The sequence below is a fragment of the Sporolactobacillus nakayamae genome (assembly GCF_900113325.1).
In the GTDB taxonomy this organism is placed as follows: Bacteria; Bacillota; Bacilli; order Bacillales; family Sporolactobacillaceae; genus Sporolactobacillus; species Sporolactobacillus nakayamae.
This window is the reverse complement of record NZ_FOOY01000027.1, coordinates 34,658-51,947: the sequence shown is the minus strand read 5'-3', so window position 1 is coordinate 51,947 and position 17,290 is coordinate 34,658. Positions and strand designations below refer to the sequence as shown.

16 protein-coding genes and 1 rRNA gene are annotated in these 17,290 nt (G+C 42.7%); 3 read left to right on the top strand and 14 right to left on the bottom strand.

Going from position 1 to position 17,290, the window contains the following annotated elements; translation table 11 throughout:
* Both BM003_RS15225 and BM003_RS15220 read right to left on the bottom strand, forming a co-directional pair.
* Window positions 1-145 (bottom strand): 16S ribosomal RNA (locus BM003_RS15225); the annotation flags it as partial.
* Window positions 146-572: 427 nt separating this feature from the next.
* Window positions 573-1,571, bottom strand: a complete 999-nt coding sequence (locus BM003_RS15220) for a LysR family transcriptional regulator (protein WP_245734304.1) — start codon at window positions 1,569-1,571, stop codon at window positions 573-575.
* Between the two features lie 36 nt (window positions 1,572-1,607).
* Between BM003_RS15220 and BM003_RS15215 the strand changes: the two genes are divergently transcribed.
* The 3 genes from BM003_RS15215 to yidC all read left to right on the top strand — a co-directional run bounded on the left by BM003_RS15215 (window position 1,608) and on the right by yidC (window position 3,823).
* A complete protein-coding gene (locus BM003_RS15215; RefSeq protein WP_177184826.1) occupies window positions 1,608-1,991 on the top strand; it encodes a CidA/LrgA family protein in 384 nt (127 codons plus the stop codon).
* Window positions 1,988-2,668 (top strand): LrgB family protein, encoded by a 681-nt coding sequence (locus BM003_RS15210; RefSeq protein ID WP_093674502.1) that lies wholly within the window; start codon window positions 1,988-1,990, stop codon window positions 2,666-2,668. Before BM003_RS15215 ends, BM003_RS15210 begins: the two co-directional genes overlap by 4 nt.
* Window positions 2,669-3,136: 468 nt before the next feature.
* Window positions 3,137-3,823 carry a membrane protein insertase YidC gene (gene yidC / locus BM003_RS15205; protein ID WP_093674501.1) on the top strand — a complete coding sequence of 229 codons (687 nt, stop codon included), beginning with the start codon at window positions 3,137-3,139 and terminating at the stop codon, window positions 3,821-3,823.
* Window positions 3,824-3,891: 68 nt separating this feature from the next.
* On the opposite strand, the gene BM003_RS15200 is transcribed toward yidC, so the two are convergent.
* The 12 genes from BM003_RS15200 to folD form a co-directional block, all read right to left on the bottom strand.
* Entirely contained in the window at window positions 3,892-4,161 is a 270-nt protein-coding gene (locus BM003_RS15200) for a phosphocarrier protein HPr (protein WP_093674500.1), read from the bottom strand.
* 205 nt (window positions 4,162-4,366) lie between these two features.
* A complete protein-coding gene (locus BM003_RS15195; protein ID WP_177184825.1) occupies window positions 4,367-5,227 on the bottom strand; it encodes a GRP family sugar transporter in 861 nt (286 codons plus the stop codon).
* A 364-nt stretch (window positions 5,228-5,591) separates the two neighbouring features.
* Complete coding sequence (gene spo0A / locus BM003_RS15190) at window positions 5,592-6,353, bottom strand: sporulation transcription factor Spo0A (protein WP_425441058.1); 762 nt, start codon at window positions 6,351-6,353, stop codon at window positions 5,592-5,594.
* Window positions 6,354-6,600: 247 nt separating this feature from the next.
* The gene (gene spoIVB, locus BM003_RS15185; protein WP_093674497.1) at window positions 6,601-7,872 is read right to left on the bottom strand and encodes a SpoIVB peptidase; all 1,272 of its coding nucleotides are present in this window, start codon (window positions 7,870-7,872) and stop codon (window positions 6,601-6,603) included.
* Window positions 7,873-8,001: 129 nt separating this feature from the next.
* On the bottom strand, window positions 8,002-9,702 hold the full coding sequence (gene recN / locus BM003_RS15180) for a DNA repair protein RecN (protein ID WP_093674496.1): 1,701 nt from the start codon (window positions 9,700-9,702) through the stop codon (window positions 8,002-8,004).
* 117 nt (window positions 9,703-9,819) lie between these two features.
* Window positions 9,820-10,650: a TlyA family RNA methyltransferase gene (locus BM003_RS15175; protein WP_093674495.1), complete on the bottom strand. Its 831-nt coding sequence runs from the start codon at window positions 10,648-10,650 to the stop codon at window positions 9,820-9,822.
* A complete protein-coding gene (gene dxs, locus BM003_RS15170; RefSeq protein ID WP_093674494.1) occupies window positions 10,647-12,563 on the bottom strand; it encodes a 1-deoxy-D-xylulose-5-phosphate synthase in 1,917 nt (638 codons plus the stop codon). The genes BM003_RS15175 and dxs overlap by 4 nt, the downstream gene beginning before the upstream one ends.
* A 5-nt stretch (window positions 12,564-12,568) precedes the next feature.
* Window positions 12,569-13,210, bottom strand: a complete 642-nt coding sequence (locus tag BM003_RS15165) for a hypothetical protein (RefSeq protein ID WP_342742023.1) — start codon at window positions 13,208-13,210, stop codon at window positions 12,569-12,571.
* Window positions 13,211-13,933: 723 nt separating this feature from the next.
* Entirely contained in the window at window positions 13,934-14,818 is an 885-nt protein-coding gene (locus BM003_RS15160) for a polyprenyl synthetase family protein (protein ID WP_093674493.1), read from the bottom strand.
* Window positions 14,815-15,069 (bottom strand): exodeoxyribonuclease VII small subunit, encoded by a 255-nt coding sequence (gene xseB, locus BM003_RS15155; protein WP_093674492.1) that lies wholly within the window; start codon window positions 15,067-15,069, stop codon window positions 14,815-14,817. The genes BM003_RS15160 and xseB overlap by 4 nt, the downstream gene beginning before the upstream one ends.
* A complete protein-coding gene (xseA, locus tag BM003_RS15150) occupies window positions 15,050-16,417 on the bottom strand; it encodes an exodeoxyribonuclease VII large subunit (RefSeq protein ID WP_093674491.1) in 1,368 nt (455 codons plus the stop codon). The genes xseB and xseA overlap by 20 nt, the downstream gene beginning before the upstream one ends.
* Window positions 16,417-17,280, bottom strand: a complete 864-nt coding sequence (gene folD / locus BM003_RS15145; protein ID WP_093674490.1) for a bifunctional methylenetetrahydrofolate dehydrogenase/methenyltetrahydrofolate cyclohydrolase FolD — start codon at window positions 17,278-17,280, stop codon at window positions 16,417-16,419. The genes xseA and folD overlap by 1 nt, the downstream gene beginning before the upstream one ends.
* Window positions 17,281-17,290: the final 10 nt, after the last annotated feature.

The window sequence follows — 17,290 nt, the reverse complement described above, 5'->3', positions numbered from 1 at the left end:
CCCAATCTGACAGGCAGGTTACCCACGTGTTACTCACCCATCCGCCGCTCACATCCGGGAGCAAGCTCCCTTCAATGCGCTCGACTTGCATGTATTAGGCACGCCGCCAGCGTTCGTCCTGAGCCAGGATCAAACTCTCCAAAAAGTGTCTTGCTTTATAACACAGTTTTGTTTCAGTTCCAAAGGAGCGGATCTTCCGCTAAAGTCATGCACGTCCTGTGTATAACGCGGAAGTCACCACATCCTGTGGAAGCTCGTTCATAAGATCCATAGCAATTTGAATTTATCAGGGGTTAAACCCTTTTTAAATCACGCTTGGCTTTTGTTTAGTTTTCAAGGAACATTCGCAGTCATCTTTTAAAGTGACAACTTGAACAGTCTAACAAATAAATTGTTCTTTGTCAACAAAATGTTTTGATGACTAATTCTTAATAATAAAACTTGTCTCACCAATCGTCAACTTCAAAGTGTTTTATCGGCGGCGACAACTTTTATAATATATCACTCACAATTTGGCTTGTCAATAATTAATTTCTTATTTCTCTTTTCCTCTATGCTCTCGTTTGGTTAACTCATTGTATGCCCATTAACATGGCGCGTGTTTCAGATACCCATGTCCTCGCTGCATAGGATAAATAGTGATTTTTCTTCCATATCATAGATAAACGCCAGTTAAGTTCAGACTCTTCTATCGGAAGTGTAATAATCGGCTCTGCTTTCTGTTCCATTTTACTAATGACACTCTCTGGTAAGAATGCAATACCGAATCCCTTTGAAACCATCTTAACCATAAACTCCCATTGTGAACTTTCAAAAACAATATTGGGTTGATAGCCCGCCTTTTCACAACCATTGATAATCATCCCTCGTAACGAAAAGTCTTCCGGAAACAGGATGAAGTGTTCATCACGAAGATCTGTTAACGTTACATGGCTCAGCTTCGCGAGTGGGCTTGATGTATGAACGACAAGACGAATACTGTCCTCAAAAAAAACAAATGAATTTAAAACTTCTTCATTGATGCTTCCTACAGTAACACCAACTTCAAGGAGTCCATCCGACACACAATCAGCTACTTTCTTCGCTCCATACTCAGCACTATGCAAATCTATGCCAGGAAAGCTCTTTCGAAACTGACTGAGAATTCCAGGAAAAAATTGCATGCCAATCATCGGTGGCAGCCCAACCGTTAATTTTCCTTTTTTGGCGTGGGTGAGGTCACTTAATTCGTCAGACAAATGGGCAAAGGATTGAACAATTTTCTGTGACTGCTCAAAAACAATTCGTCCCGCATCGGTTAACTCAATTTCTTTACCTGTTCGATCCAACAAAACCATACCGAGTTCATCTTCTATATCTCGTACCATTTTACTAATTGTGGGTTGAGTCACATATAAATGATGCGCTGCTTTCGTAAAACTTTTTCTTACAGCTACTTCTAAAAAATAATGAAGGTGTTTAATATCCGTCTTCGCCGCCCCCGCACTATAGGTGTTTGGAATATGTGTATTCCTGAATTCTATTGTACCTGCATTTTTAACTTTTGTATAATACAGTGTGACATTAGTCACTCAAATAGCCAACTAAAATTAGGAAGTGTCTGTAATTTGCTAAAATGTTTTCGCATTATCACTCAGGTTACCTACCTGTACTTGTTTGCGCTGCTTGGCAATGTTCTTGTCAAATGGCTCCACCTGCCTGTTTCGGGCAGTATAATCGGTCTGTTCATCGTTCTTGCACTGTTGCATTTCAAGGTTTTAAAACTATCTGCAGTTGAACTTGGCGCAGGATTTCTAATGTCTGAAATGCTGTTGTTCTTCATCCCATCTGCCGTAGCGATTATTCAATACAAGAACGAAATCCTTCAGCACGGTTCGCAATTTTTAATTGTGATTTTATTAAGTACAATTACAGTCATGATTGTCACTGGTCTTGTTGCTCAAATTTCAATTCGCAGGCTGGCAAATAAAAAGGGAGAGATTGGAAAATGATTGCATTTATTTGCATCCTGCTTACCATTATTGTGTATTATTTATCGAAACTGCTTTACAAGAAAGTTCGGTTTGCGCTGCTATCTCCACTTCTTGTAGCGCCTTGTATACTCTCAACGATGCTTGTCGGGTTTCAGATTGATTATTCAGACTATGATGGTGGCGGACGTTGGTTAAGCAATCTGCTGCAACCTGCTGTTGTCGGATTTGCTGTCCCACTTTATAAATTTCGCAAGGTAATGAAAAAATACGCAAAAATTATCGCGATCAGCATGACTGCTGGCGTCACAATCGCTATTATCAGCTCCGGTCTTTTCAGCCACATCGTTCACTTGCAAGACAGTTATCTGCTTAGTCTATTGCCACGATCGATTACTACTCCGATTGCCATGGCCGTATCCGTGGACATTGGAGGCATGCCGACAATGACCGCAATTTTCGTCATCGTGACAGGGATTACCGGACTAATCCTTGGTCCAATGGTAATTCGCTATCTGCATATTAAAGAAAAATTAGCGAAAGGACTGTTATTGGGAATGGGGGCACACGGTGCAGGAACGTCAAAAGCGTTGGAGTTCGGTAGTGAGGAAGGCGCGGCAGCAAGTCTCGCGATGGTACTTGCCGCGATCTTTACACTTGTGTTTGCTCCACTCTTAACTCCGCTCATTCTTCTATAATTAATTAATGATAAAAAGAACGCCCCTGCCTCTACGGCAGGGGCTATTCTGATGCTGTTTGTTCTAGTTAATATACTTCTACGCATAAGTCATTAATGGTATGATGATTCTAGATCACATTTGAAAGGCAGGTGACCGTTACGCTCGATTTATGCGCTTATCTATTGAATGATCCATCGCTTCCAACGTTGCTGATCGCACTTCAGTTCTCAATTCCTTTAATTAAGCGCTCCTTAGATTCCGAACGTGCTCATTTCAACCGCCATTTGGACGAGCGAGCACCCGGTACCTTTGCTCAATCAGCTTCATCGTCCATTATCTCTGATAACGGAATGCGCCAATTCGCATTTTGCCTGGTACGAACGATTAAACGAAGAGATTCCGGTGCAAATGACTCAGAATATGATTGTACTCCTCTTGGCTAATTCACTTAACAAAGCTGAACAATTGCTAGGAGGAACTGAATACATGAATACGATTATTGAACCATTCACACTCTTAATCCAAAGCACGGCTTCCTTCTTTGGGGGTAGCTATGGGATGGCGATCATTGCGTTAACGATTTTGATTCGACTTTTATTGGCACCATTGATGATCCGACAGTATATACGACAATTTGACGTGAAGAAAAAGATGGACAAGCTCAAGCCTGAAATGACGGACATTCAAAAAAGAATGTCGGCTGCCCAGGATCCCAATGAAAAGCAAAAAATTCAAATGGAAATGATGGGCCTCTACAAAAAACACAATGTCAATCCGTTTTCGGCAATCGGATGTTTGCCCATTCTCGTGCAAATGCCAATACTTATGGGCTTTTACTACGCGATAAGACGTTCACACGAGATCGCAACGCACCACTTTCTTTGGTTCAGTTTGGGGCATACAGATCTTGCATTGACAATTGTCGCGGGGATCGTTTATTTTATGCAATTTAAAATAAGCCAAAAGCTGATGCCTACCGTCAGCGCAGAGCAGCAGCAAAATTCGATGCAATGGATCGGATTGATGTCACCAATCATGATCGTTTTTGCTTCGCTCTCAACATCGGCTGCGCTGCCATTATATTGGGTTGTCGGTGGTTTATTCCTGATCGGACAAACTTACTTCTCACATTTGTTGCTTAATCGCATCAGAAAACCGGTTCCGGCAGTTTAAAAAAAAGATAAAAAAAAGCGGCGAGTTTGAGGCTTCCCTCAAACTCGCCGCTTTTTATATGGAGAGCATTAATTTTCTTTGCCAATGCCCTGTGCTGAGATTACATTGCCAATTGCTTCAGATGCTTCATCAGCGTCTGTGCCTTCAGTAACGATTTTGAATTCAGCGCCTTGCATAATGCCAAGAGCCATAACACCCATGATACTTTTCAGGTTGGCTTTCTTGCCATTATATTCGATGTTAATGTTTGATTCAAATTTGCTTGCTTCACTTACAAGTACAGTTGCCGGGCGTGCGTGAATACCCGTTTCGTCAGTGACAACATACGTTTTTTCCATTTCTCTACTCGCTCCATTCATTTGCATAATATTTGAATTGAACAGGATTCAATGATATATTGACCTGCATTATCCTTTAAAGAACCGTTTTCATCTTTTCCAGACGACAAGATTCTTCAAAAAGCTTACTTTCATTTTATCATTCATTTCCGCCTATGTCATGACCTAACCATGAAAAAAATGAAATCAACGATATATCTCTTTATCAGCGCTTCGTCATTCCCAGTAAAACACCGCCAACGATAATTAACGCGCATCCGATCAATAGGAGTACCATCTGATGTTTTGACTTCTTTTCGCCTAGTATAAAGATTCCGCCTAATGTTGAAAGCACTGTACCAATCTGAGACATTGAAAAGCTGATCGCGACACCCTCAAGTTTCGTTGCAATAAGCAGTGAAAGATTACCTCCGGCCCACATAAAACCGGAAATAATATTAAAGGCGGTGTGACGATTGTAAAGGGACTTCACCTGTTTGCCTGAAAGCACTATTGCTCCAATGATCATTCCAATCGATTGAGGAAAAATTGCGGACCAACCGTCAATATCAAAGGAACGAAGAATGACAAGATAAGAGATATAGCCTAGTGTCGACACAATCAAAAGAAAAATACCTTTTAGCATTTTATTCGCTTGGTTCTCCGTAGAATATTTCTCTCTCGAAGTAAGCAGAACCCCAAGGACAATCAATACTAAAGCCGACAACCCCAAAGCCATTCTAAAGGCAGTATCCCATTCATGAAAAATCAGAATACCACACAGTGCCGCGCCGGAAAGCTGCATCCCAGTAGAAAGAGGCATCGTTTTCGAAACACCCAAAATTTTCATTGCAGCGAACTGATGAAATTGCCCCACAGCCCAGCACAATCCTGAAATGAAACTTACCGTAATAACCGTTGCATTAAGTTCCGGCGGTATAAAGAAAAATAGCGCAATCGAAAAAAACAGCGCACCAATCGTCATTCCGAACACCTGATGATGCGGTGTTCCCCCTACCTTTGTGCTCACAAGCGGCAGTGTCCCCCAAAGGAGAGCTGGAATGAGGGAAATTAACAGACCAGTCAAATCTTCAACACCCTCCAAAGCTACACCATGATCGTTAAAAAAGGTATTTTCACCTTCAGATCATATATGTTTTCAACAATTTTGACTCTTTATGTACGTCATAAATGAAAACGGTTAGCATTTTTTTTGACAAAATAAACTATACCATAGAATTTTAGTTCATGCCGCTTTATTCTTAAAGCAGTTCATGAATAATTTTGGAACATTGGCTGCGCAAAGCATTAGATGATGCTTTCTTCTAAAAATTGTTAAATAAGCACCTCTATTTATTGGATGGATGTTCATTCAACAATTAAGGTGCTCAATTTGATCTATAACCTTGGTCTATAACCTTTTGTTGGACTTGTGGAGAAAACCGATACAATCACAAAATCCGCATTGATTCCTCCGCACGGTTTTCGATTCGGAGCTTGTCGGCGACCATGGCGATGAACTCGCTGTTGGTTGGTTTTGCTTTAGACATGGATACCGTGTAGCCGAACAGTGAAGAAATGGACTCAACGTTTCCTCTGCTCCAAGCCACTTCAATGGCATGACGGATGGCGCGCTCGACACGGCTGGGTGTCGTTTTGTATTTTTTGGCAATATCCGGATAGAGCACTTTTGTAATTGATCCAAGCAATTCGATATCGTGATAAACCATAGAGATCGCTTCACGAAGATACATATATCCCTTAATATGAGCCGGCACGCCAATTTCATGGATTATATCGGTAATACTTGCGTTAAGGTCATGATTTTTATCAGATGCGGATGGGCGCTGAATCGAATGCGTCGTGAAAACAGGACTCAGTTCCTTTTTTCCGGCGACTTGGCGAATATGGTTGGCAAGGTTCGTCATATCAAATGGTTTTAAAATAAAATAAGACGCCCCTAACTCAACCGCTTTTTTTGTAACATCTTCTTGACCAAAGGCAGTGAGCATAATAATGCCGGGTTGCGGAAGATCGGGATTAGCATGAATTTGCTCTAATACACCAAGACCGTCAAGATGCGGCATAATGATATCCAATAAGAGCACATCTGGTGTCATGGATTTCAGCATTTCAAGACAATCCTGTCCATTGCTCGCTGTTCCTATAACTTCAATATCATCTTGCGTTTTTAAGTACTCAGAAATCAACATAATTAATTCCTTGTTGTCGTCCGTCAAGCAGACCTTAATTGTTTGCAACACAAAATCCCCCTTGTCGAAATTACTATATGTTATCTTTTCGACAAGAGAGGAAGGTATCCTTTTTATTCTTAGTCACTTCAATCTATTTTTTTCTTTCATTTTCTTCTTTAAAACAGATCGTTCATCTCAATAAGTGTTTTTCCAGCTTAGTTCGACACATATATGTCGAATTTTATTTAGTGATTCAGTAAATTCGTTAGCTTGCAATCCGCTTACGTAGAGCTTGTTTTTCATGATGTAGACCTGCTTCATCCATCATCCATTCGATGTGCACACCATATCCGCTTGTTGGATCGTTGACAAACACATGGGTAACTGCCCCGACCAATTTACCATCTTGAATAATCGGACTGCCGCTCATCCCTTGAATAATACCGCCTGTAGCTTTAAGCAGACGCGGATCCGTTATCTTGATCACTAATCCTTTCGTCGCAGGATGTTTTTGCGATATCGAATTTAGAATTCGGATGTTAAAAGCTTCAACCTTATTTCCATTAAGAACGGTAAGAATTTTTGCCGGACCTTCTTTGACTTGATCCCCTGTGGCAATTGGAAGTGCAGCATTGCTCATACCAGAACGCATCATGTAGTTCTTTTCCATTTTCCCAAAGATACCGAATGGCGTATTTTTTGAGACAGAACCAATACTTATCGCATTTTCAGGAAAAAATGCAATTTTTTCTCCTGGTTTTCCTTCTCTGCCTCGATCAATTGCCTGTACAATGGAACGGACGATGTGCCCGTCTTTCACCATGATGGGTTGACCCGTATCGCGATCAGAGATCACATGCCCAAGAGCTCCATATGAGCCCGTATTAGGATCATAAAAGGTCATGGTACCGATACCTGATGCCGAATCCCTGATGAACAGTCCCATCTGATATTGACGATTTGCTGTGTCCATGATCGGTGTCAGCCTTTTTTTAACCATGGACCGCTGGCGAATCAATGTCACCTGCAGCGGCTCGCCATCCTTCGAACCGTCCATAATGTGACGAACATCTGTAATGGAGCTCATCGTTTTGCCATTAATCTTTGTAATCACATCACCGACTCGAATTCCTGCTGTTTCCCCAGGCGATGACTCGCCCCCGCCGGTTGCAATTAGATGGTAACCAACAACAAGCACACCTTTAGTGCTCAGTTGAACACCAATTGATTGACCGCCAGGTATTAAACGGACATCTTTGTCCGCCGCGTTGACAGTGGTTGCCGACAATTGATTTAAAACGGCCTGCGAATGGTGTATCCCCCGATAATTCAGAATTGATTCGGCTTTTCGCTTCTTTGTTACCATTGCGATTGGCGAACCACTTGCGACATCAGCGCGTAAGTAGTTGTTAGGCAATGTCCCCGCGTTCTGCCATATGTGTGAGACAAACTGCCCTGTTCTTATACTCGAACTGACCATTAAAAAACCGAGAAGAAGAACAACAACTGTAATTTTTAGATTTTTTCTTATCTTCATAACTCACTCTCCTCGCTGCAAACCCGCACCTTGTCTTGCAGTGCATTTATTAAAATTGCCTGAGCAGAGGATAATTATGAGTGATCCGAAGAAGGGATTAATTCCAGTATAGGATGTACATGCCATGTGCTAGTACTTCATTTTGCCTGCCATTTGAATTAATTCTTTGGCATGCTCACGAGCCAGATCAGTCATCAGAGGACCTGAAATCATTCTGCTGATTTCGCGTATCTTTTCGGATTCATTTAATTTTTTTACGCGCGTTCCGGTCCGTTGATCTTTCGTGATATGTTTTTCGATGTATACATGCTGATCAGCCATTGCCGCCACTTGCGGAAGGTGTGTAATGCAGAACACTTGTGCATTTTGAGCCAAACTGCTGATTTTTTCTGCCATCGCTTGTGCGGCTTTGCCACTGACTCCAGTGTCTACCTCATCAAAAATAATCGTCGCTGGCCCCATTATTTTTTTAAAAACTGTTTTTATCGCGAGCATAATCCGCGAAAGCTCTCCGCCTGAAGCAATCTTTGCCAGTGGTTTAAATGGTTCCCCGGGATTAGTCGTTATGTAAAAGGAAACGTGATCAATCCCTTCAAGCTCGAAACCGGAAAAAGACTCTAAATTGCTGCCCATCTCAATATGAACATCAAGGAGTGCGTGTTCCATACATAGGTCTTTAAATTCACGGTTAACAGCTCGAGCAAGGCGTGCACTTGTCTTTTTTCTCTCGGAAGACAGCTGCACCGCTATGTCCCTCAACTTGCCTAGACCCGCTTTTAATGCGTCATTTAATACGTCGAAATTTTGATCTCGAGAATTCAATTCATCCAATTCGTTTTTTATTTGTTCATAATAAGTCAGAATTTCTTCTACAGAGTTGCCATACTTTCTTTTCAACAGATGGATTTCATCTAGTCGATTTTCGATCTCATCCAGTCGTTCAGGATTATATTCCATTTGTTCCAGATATGCCCGAATTGCAGATGTTTGTTCCTCTAGGAGATAATAACAGTTCGAAACCGACTCTGAGAAGCGGGCAAGCTCCGGATCCAAATCCCGAATTGCATCAAGACTTCCGGATGCTTTTCGAAGCATATCCAGTCCGGTATTTTCTCCATCAAGCGCCTCATAGCTTGTTTTAAGCGATTGATATACTTTTTCAAAATTGACGAGTTTTCTTTTTTCTTCAAGAATACGGTCTTCTTCATCTGCTTTTAGTTGAGCCGCTTCAATTTCACCGATTTGATAGTGAAGCAAATCGATTCTCTGAGCAATTTTCTTCTCATCACCATTGTATTTATTGCACTTAGTTGCCAGTTCATCCACTTGTTTATATTCTTCCAAGTAGCTGTGTTTTAATTTACTGATTGTCGTTCCGCCATAGCGATCGACAAATCCAAGGTGATTACTCGGTTCAAGAAGCCTTTGATGTTCATGCTGCCCGTGTATATCAACAAGAATAGTCCCAAATTGCTGAAGAACAGACAATGTCACAAGCTTTCCGTTAATGCGGCATACACTTTTGCCCGAGCTGGAAATTTCTCTTCTAAGTATGAGTTGCCCGTCGATTTGATCCATTCCAAATTGGTCAAGCAAACGTGACACACTTTCTGTATCTTCTATATCGAATAAAGCCTCAATTTCTGCTTTTTGCGTGCCATGACGAACATATTCAGCAGATCCACGACCGCCGGCGAGTAACGCGATCGCATCAATGATGATCGATTTCCCAGCGCCGGTTTCTCCTGTAAATACAGTCAGACCGTCTTCAAACGTTACAGTAAGTTTATCGATAATCGCAAAATTTATAATTTGAAGTTCCGCTAACATTAAAGGTTCACCTCTTTAATTCGAACATTCGTTCTCTATATCTATTCTCTACCGTTCGCGCGAAACAGTCAAGAAGTTATTAAAAAAAATAGGGCATAAACCTGTTCATTCTCAGGTTTATGTCCTATTTTTTTTGTGATCGAAATTCTGATGTGCCTGACGAACGACTTCTTCCGGTGTAATCTGCAATAAATCCGATGCGTTCCCCTTTTCTGATCGAAAATAGGCGAGAAATTCAATATTGCCGTCACCGCCAGTAATCGGTGAATAGTTTAGATCAAGCAACGTATATCCGCATGTTCGTGCAAAATCAAGGATATCTTTAACAACTGAGAGATGTACGTTCGGGTCATGAATAATACCCTTCTTCCCGACCTCATCCCGGCCCGCCTCAAATTGTGGTTTTATCAGCGCGACTACTTCACCTTCATGCTTTAAAATATCTATGAGTGGCGGAAGGATTTTCTTTAACGAGATGAATGATACATCAATCGATGCGAATTCAGGCAACCCCTCTTGAAAATTGTCCGGCGTACAATAACGAAAATTTGTTTTTTCCATAACAATGACACGCGGATCGCTGCGAAGCTTCCAGGCTAATTGATTATAACCGACATCGAGCGCATACACTTTTCTCGCGCCATTTTGGAGTGCGCAATCGGTGAAACCGCCCGTTGAGGCACCAATATCAAGCATCAGTACATTAGTCAAGTCAAGTTGAAACACCTCGAGCGCCTTTTCCAGCTTCAAACCTCCACGACCCACATAGGGGAGAATGGTACCTTTTATATTAAATTCCAGTGTGCTGTCGACCTTGCTTCCCGGTTTATCTACACGTTGATCGCCGTGATAGACCATTCCCGCCATCACTGCTCTTTGCGCTTTTTCCCGAGAATCAAACAATCCCTTCTGTACAAGAAGGACGTCAACCCGTTGTCTCTCTTTCATGAAGTAATAACCTTCCTGACAACATTCTTCTTACTCTGCTGCTTCAACATCCGTTTAACATGAGTTGCAATCTGTTTCGATGTCAGTCCTAGTTCATTCAGCAATTCATTTACACCACCATGTTCAACAAAACAATCATCTATTCCCATTCGTTCAATCATTAAATCATGGATGCCATGATCATGGTAATATTCCAACACAGCAGAACCGAAGCCGCCCGCAAGCATTCCTTCTTCAACAGTCAGTATGGGCGTTCCAAGCTCACCGAGATCTGCAAGCATCAGATGATCCATCGGCTTGATAAATCGCGCATTAACCACACGCAGGTGAATGCCATCTGTTTCAAGCTGCTTCGCTGCAGCTAAGATGATTTGCAGCATCGGTCCGAATGACAATACCGTCATGTCCGCGCCTTCACGCAGAACATCCCATGAGCCGATCTGAATCTCTTCAAGCCTTTCACTTATACCGACACCAATTCCATTTCCACGCGGATATCGAACAACGATTGGCCCTCGGTCATAGCGTGTCGCTGTGTAAACCATGTTCCGCAACTCATTTTCGTCCTTACTCATCATGATGGTCAGATTAGGCAAACTGCGCAAAAACCCGATGTCAAAAATCCCCTGGTGCGTCTCGCCATCAGCCCCGACAAGTCCCGCCCGATCAACCGCAATGACGACATTTAAATTCTGTCTGCATATGTCATGGACAATCTGATCATAGGCGCGCTGCATAAATGTTGAGTATATTGACAAAATCGGTTTCATATTCTGTGTCGCTAACCCAGCTGCAAAAGTTGCCGCGTGCTGTTCGGCAATTCCCACGTCAAACAATCGGTCAGGGAATTCTTTAGCGAATCCTTCAAGTTTTGATCCGACAACCATCGCCGGTGAAATCACAACGATCCGCTTGTCATGCCGTGCTAATTCTTGCAGGGTATCATTAACAACTTGACTATAAGCCGGGGCTACAGCCACGGGTTTGATAAATGCGCCAGACTCGATCTTATAAGGACCAGTGCCATGCCACGTACCAACTTCATCCATTTCAGCCGGTCTATAGCCCTTACCTTTCTGCGTCAATACATGAATGATTACCGGTCCTTTTTTCTTTCGCGCATAATTAAGGTTGTCTATAAGTGCATTTAAGTTATGACCGTCCACAGGGCCAAGATACGTAATTCCCAACTCTTCAAAAAATACGCCGGACACAAGCAAATATTTCAGACGATCTTTCAAACGTTCAGCGACAGACGCCAACTTGCCTCCAAATGCAGGAATTTTTTTCATCAAATACTCTAAATCCTCTTTGGCTCTGTTATATTTATTAGCCGAACGGATCCGGTTAAGCATATTGTGAAGAGCGCCGACATTTGGTGCGATCGACATTTCATTATCATTTAATACAATAATCATATTTCTTTTTTGGTGCCCGATATCATTCAGAGCTTCCAGAGCCATCCCGCCAGTCAGCGCTCCGTCACCGATAATCGCCACGACATCAAAATTTTCTTGTTTCAAATCACGAGCGACCGCCATCCCAAGAGCGGCGGACAGAGATGTTGAACTGTGCCCTGTTTCCCAGACGTCATGTTCACTCTCACTTCTTTTTGGGAAGCCGCATAGCCCTTTGTACTGCCTCAACGTATCAAAGCGATCGCCTCTGCCGGTCAAGATCTTGTGCACATAAGATTGATGCCCGACATCCCAAACAAGTTTATCTGTAGGGCTATGAAACACCTTATGCAGTGCTAAGGTCAATTCAACAACACCAAGATTCGGCGCAAGATGTCCACCTGTTTTTGATAATTTATGAATTAAAAAAGCGCGGATGTCACCGGCCAGATCAACCATCTGATTAACGGACATTTTTTTAAGAAACTTAGGATTTTTGATTGTCGATACATCCATAATAATCACACATCCTTCTTTGCCGTTTTTCTCTTTTTGCTCTTTTTTTTCTTTGTATCAAGAATTCTGAGGATCGGAATATGAAGATGGTCTTCGGTAAAATACATGACATATCCGACTTTAAAAATAATCTTCGTCGAATTCTTTATCGCGAAACTTTTTCCAAGAGCTTTTACAAAGACGGTTAATGCGGCAACAATACTGGTTACAAATACGGAAATAACATATTCCATAAAACCACTTTCATTGTAAGCGAGAATCAACATCATTTCCACTACAACGACCGATGAAGCAGTACCACTAATGATCGCGCTCGCATCACCAATGACATCGGTACAAAAGGTATTGACACGATCCGCATTCTTAGCAAGCCATACTGAGTACTTTGCCCCCTTCACACCTTTCGATGCAATCGCGTGAAAAGGCGCCTCGATCGCCGCGGTGGCAGCTACACCAATGATATCAAAAAACAGGGCAATTAGAATAATAACGAGAACAACCGCAATGCCGCTTACCACATTGGCGTTACTCAGAATCGCATTGGATACAATTGAAAAAATAGCCGCTAGCACAAACGTGATAACAGCTAATGGCAATGCCCACTTTAAAGATTTTTTTAATTCATTTTTCATGCGTATTCCGGTCAATCAATCCTGCAAATACCGGACATTTCACATCCTTAAACTATATCTATTTGTAAGGGTAACTAATTATGTAGTGAGGTCATTTGAAAAGTAAATATTGCGGCTTAGGTCCAGTAGGTTTTCCCGTCAAATTACCTGTTGTTGCCAAGCAGGCAGTTTCCTTTTAAAACTTGACCAATGCTGTCACCAGACATTGAACTAGAACACCACTCAGACCGCACTATAATCCTTTTCAAATGCTGCAGGTATGCAGACAGTCTAGGAGATTTCCTCAAGCACTCTTGAAACTTTGCTCTAGCCTCTTTTGCAGAATTGATTTCAGGAAGGCGCCCCTTATCATACCGGCCAAGTAGTTCAAAGTTATGCGCCGACCATCCCCTCTTTCCCACTCAAGGCAGGCTACGCTGTTCGCTTTTCCTTAGTGAATAAGTACTTACGAAACAGGTTTTCCACATAGTCATTGCTAAAGCAAACAACGTACGTGTCTCCACGGGCGCAGGGTCTTCGCCCACATGCCGTTGCGGATCGCCCTACGCCCTTTACTCCCAGCACGAGCCCAAAGCTGGGCGCCTTAAGCCAGTACCAGGAACTTCATCGATGTGCCCTTTGACGGATTTTTAGCCCCGTCTTCAAGTAAAGTAGAGTGACTAGAATACCGCACCATCATTTTGATGCACTTAAGTTTATCACAAAAGTGACAAACCCTCAAATAAATTATCTCACTTGTTAATATGTTCGGTTCAGCAGATAACGTGCAATATCCCCAAGACGTTTATTTTCAAAACCCAGTTTCTTTAAACTATGCAGGGATTTCTCCACTTCTTGAGCTAGTTTTTCTCTCGCATCTGTCAACCCCAGCAGGCTGACATAAGTATTCTTATGATTCGCAAGATCGCTGCCGATAGGCTTTCCCAATGCTTTTTCATCACCAGAGATATCAAGAATATCGTCACCAATTTGAAATGCAAGTCCAATGTGTTCCGAATAATGAACAAGTGCTTCTGTTTCTGATTCTGTTGCTTTAGCGATCAACGCCGCTGCCTCAATGGGAAAACGAATAAGTTCGCCGGTTTTTCTCTTGTGAATCGAAATCAAATCTTCTAAATCAAGTCGCTTTGCTTCTGCTTCAAGATCATCCTGCTGTCCGCCCACCATTCCCTCAGGTCCGGCTGCTCGTGCAAGTAAGCTAATGAGCCGAATTCTCGTATCCGTATCAAGCGCCTGGTCATCCGCAATGATTTGAAACGCGGCCGTAAGTAAGCCGTCACCGGCAAGAATTGCCGTGCCTTCACCGAAAACACAATGATTTGTCGGCTTGCCGCGCCGCAAGTCATCATCATCCATTGCGGGAAGATCATCATGAATTAATGAGTAGGTATGAATCATTTCCAATCCCAGTGCAGTCGTTAACCCAATTTCTTCTTTTTGATCAAATGCCTGCAATGTGGCGAATAATAATATAGGACGAATTCTTTTTCCACCAGCTTCTAATGAATAGAGCATTGCCTGTTCTAGTTTAGGCGTGACTGGCGCATTCTGAAAAAGTTTGGGGATTTTCGATTCAAACCATTCTTTTTTTTCATCCATATAATCCCTTAACAATTCAGTCACTCTACGTCATCTCCCTGAACTGAAAAAGGCTTTGATTCTCCATTTGGTGACACGAGTTGATCCATTTTCTTTTCAACCGTTTCAAGCTTGTCATGGCAAATCTTCGAAAGTGCCATACCTTCTTGAAACAATCCGATCGCTTTTTCAAGCGGCACATCATTTTCTTCCAATTGCTTGACAATTTGCTCTAACTTGTCCATTGCCTCTTCGAATACCGGCGCTTTTCCTTTATCATTCATCGATTCCGACATGTTCATTCGCCTCCTCTATGCCCCACACTTGACAATCCAATTTTCCATCATGCATTTTAAGATTAAACATATCGCCGGGTGCTATGTCGTGCACCGATTTGATTAGCTGATCATCCACGTCAAAAGCTAAGCCATAACCGCGGCCCATAATTTTAAGCGGACTTAAACTGTTCAGTTGTGCGATTAAACGTTCAAAGTGCGCTTCCCGCTCTTTACGATATACTGAGAATGAACGAATTAATTGCTGCTCTCGGTCGTTTAAAAGCCGTTTTGTTCTGTTTAAAAGCTGCATTGGTTTACTCTGCCCCAGCAATCGCTCGATCATAATCAGCCGTTCACGTTTGCGCAGTAATTGTGCTTGAAGTGCGCTATTTAAGCGCTCCACGAGTCGATCACATTCCTGTTCCTTCTGAAGGATTAGCTGCCCAGGGTAACGAAAAGCATAGGATTGCTGCAATTGATGCAGATGGTTCTTTTCTTCACGTATCCGGCTGTTCATCGCTTGGGCTAATCGAGCTGAGGATTGATCGATTCGTCTTTGCAAGTCAACACGGTCCGGCACTGCAAACTCTCCTGCCGCTGTTGGCGTCGGCGCTCGTTTGTCGGCAACAAAATCAGCAATTGTAAAATCAGTTTCATGACCGACTGCGGAAATGACGGGTATCTGTGATCGAAAAATCGCGTTAGCGACTATTTCTTCATTGAATGCCCATAGATCCTCAATTGATCCGCCGCCTCGACCGACAATCAGAACATCAATATGTGGATAACTGTTTGCCTGCTCAATTGCCTCCGCTATTGATGGAGCCGCTCCAGTACCCTGAACAAGAACAGGAAAGACGGTTATGCGGGCAACCGGAAATCGTCGTTTGATCGTGGTAAATAAATCACGAATGGCCGCCCCCGTCGTTGACGTCACGATACCAATCTCATAAGGAACCCTCGGAATAGGTTTCTTGTATGAGGACTCAAACATACCCTTTTCCTCAAGTTTTTTCTTTAGCGCTTCATAGGCTTGATAAAGCCTGCCCAGTCCATCCTGCTCCATATCACGAATATAAATTTGATACTCACCATAGGGTTCATATAAAGCTACTGATCCCTGAACAAGAACTTTCATTCCGTCTTTTGGTTCAAAGGCTAACTGGCGAGCGTTGCCTGCAAACATCACGGCACGAATTCTCGAGTTTTTATCTTTTATTGTTAAATAAAGATGTCCTCGAGAATGTCGTTTGAAATTAGAAATTTCACCGCGCAGCCATACAGATTGCAGATTTGCGTCTGTCTCCATTAATTGTTTGATATATCGAGTAAGCTTAGTGACACTAATATATCGATCATTCTCCATTAATGAGCAGCCTCTTTGTTCTGCCGAAGTGCGGCAATTAATGTATTTTCAAGAAGCATGACACGTGTCATTGGACCAACGCCACCAGGAACAGGAGTAATATAGTCTGCTTTTTCTTTTAATTCATCAAACGCAACATCACCGACAAGCTTACCTGCTTGATTACGATTCATTCCGACATCGATGACAATGGCACCAGGCTTGATGTCTTCAGCGCGGATCAGCGCTTCTTTTCCCGCAGCGGCTACTAGAATGTCGGCCTGCTTGGTATACTGCGCGAGCGGTCGGGTCTTTGAATGGCAAATTGTTACCGTAGCATCAAGATTTAAAAACAAGAGTGCGGCCGGTTTACCCACAATATTACTTCGTCCGACAATGACCACATGCTTACCAGCTACCGGCACATCTATCGCCTTGAGCATTTCGATGATACCAGCCGGCGTACATGAAACAAAGCCTTCCTGTTTCGTGACAAGTCGTCCAACATTAATCGGATGAAAACCATCAACGTCTTTTTCCGGGCTGATTGCCTGAATCACCTTTTTCTCAGATATTTGATTCGGCAGCGGCAACTGAACAAGCAGTCCATGAATTGCGTCATTGCCATTGAGCTGCGTAATCTTCTCCAACAAATGTTCTTCGGTTACTGTCTCTGGAAAACGGATCAGTTCAGAGTAGAAGCCTATTTCTTTGCAATCACGAATCTTCCCCTTGACATAGGACATTGATGCGGGATTCTCGCCAACGAGAATCACAGCGAGTCCGGGAACAACTCCGCGCCGTCTCATTGCGTCAACGCGAACTTTCATCACCTGTTTTTTTCCTGCGGCAATTGCTTTTCCATCAATCAGTTTTGCACCCACCATTCAACCA

Coding starts and splice junctions, on each gene's coding strand:
- BM003_RS15210 (WP_093674502.1), top strand. CDS start 1,988: ATGATTGCATTTATTTGCATCCTGCTTACCATTATTGTGTATTATTTA.
- BM003_RS15200 (WP_093674500.1), bottom strand. CDS start 4,161: ATGGAAAAAACGTATGTTGTCACTGACGAAACGGGTATTCACGCACGC.
- BM003_RS15175 (WP_093674495.1), bottom strand. CDS start 10,650: ATGAAAGAGAGACAACGGGTTGACGTCCTTCTTGTACAGAAGGGATTG.
- dxs (WP_093674494.1), bottom strand. CDS start 12,563: ATGGATGTATCGACAATCAAAAATCCTAAGTTTCTTAAAAAAATGTCC.
- xseA (WP_093674491.1), bottom strand. CDS start 16,417: ATGGAGAATGATCGATATATTAGTGTCACTAAGCTTACTCGATATATC.
- recN (WP_093674496.1), bottom strand. CDS start 9,702: ATGTTAGCGGAACTTCAAATTATAAATTTTGCGATTATCGATAAACTT.
- yidC (WP_093674501.1), top strand. CDS start 3,137: ATGAATACGATTATTGAACCATTCACACTCTTAATCCAAAGCACGGCT.
- xseB (WP_093674492.1), bottom strand. CDS start 15,069: ATGTCGGAATCGATGAATGATAAAGGAAAAGCGCCGGTATTCGAAGAG.
- spoIVB (WP_093674497.1), bottom strand. CDS start 7,872: ATGAAGATAAGAAAAAATCTAAAAATTACAGTTGTTGTTCTTCTTCTC.
- spo0A (WP_425441058.1), bottom strand. CDS start 6,353: ATGTTGATTTCTGAGTACTTAAAAACGCAAGATGATATTGAAGTTATA.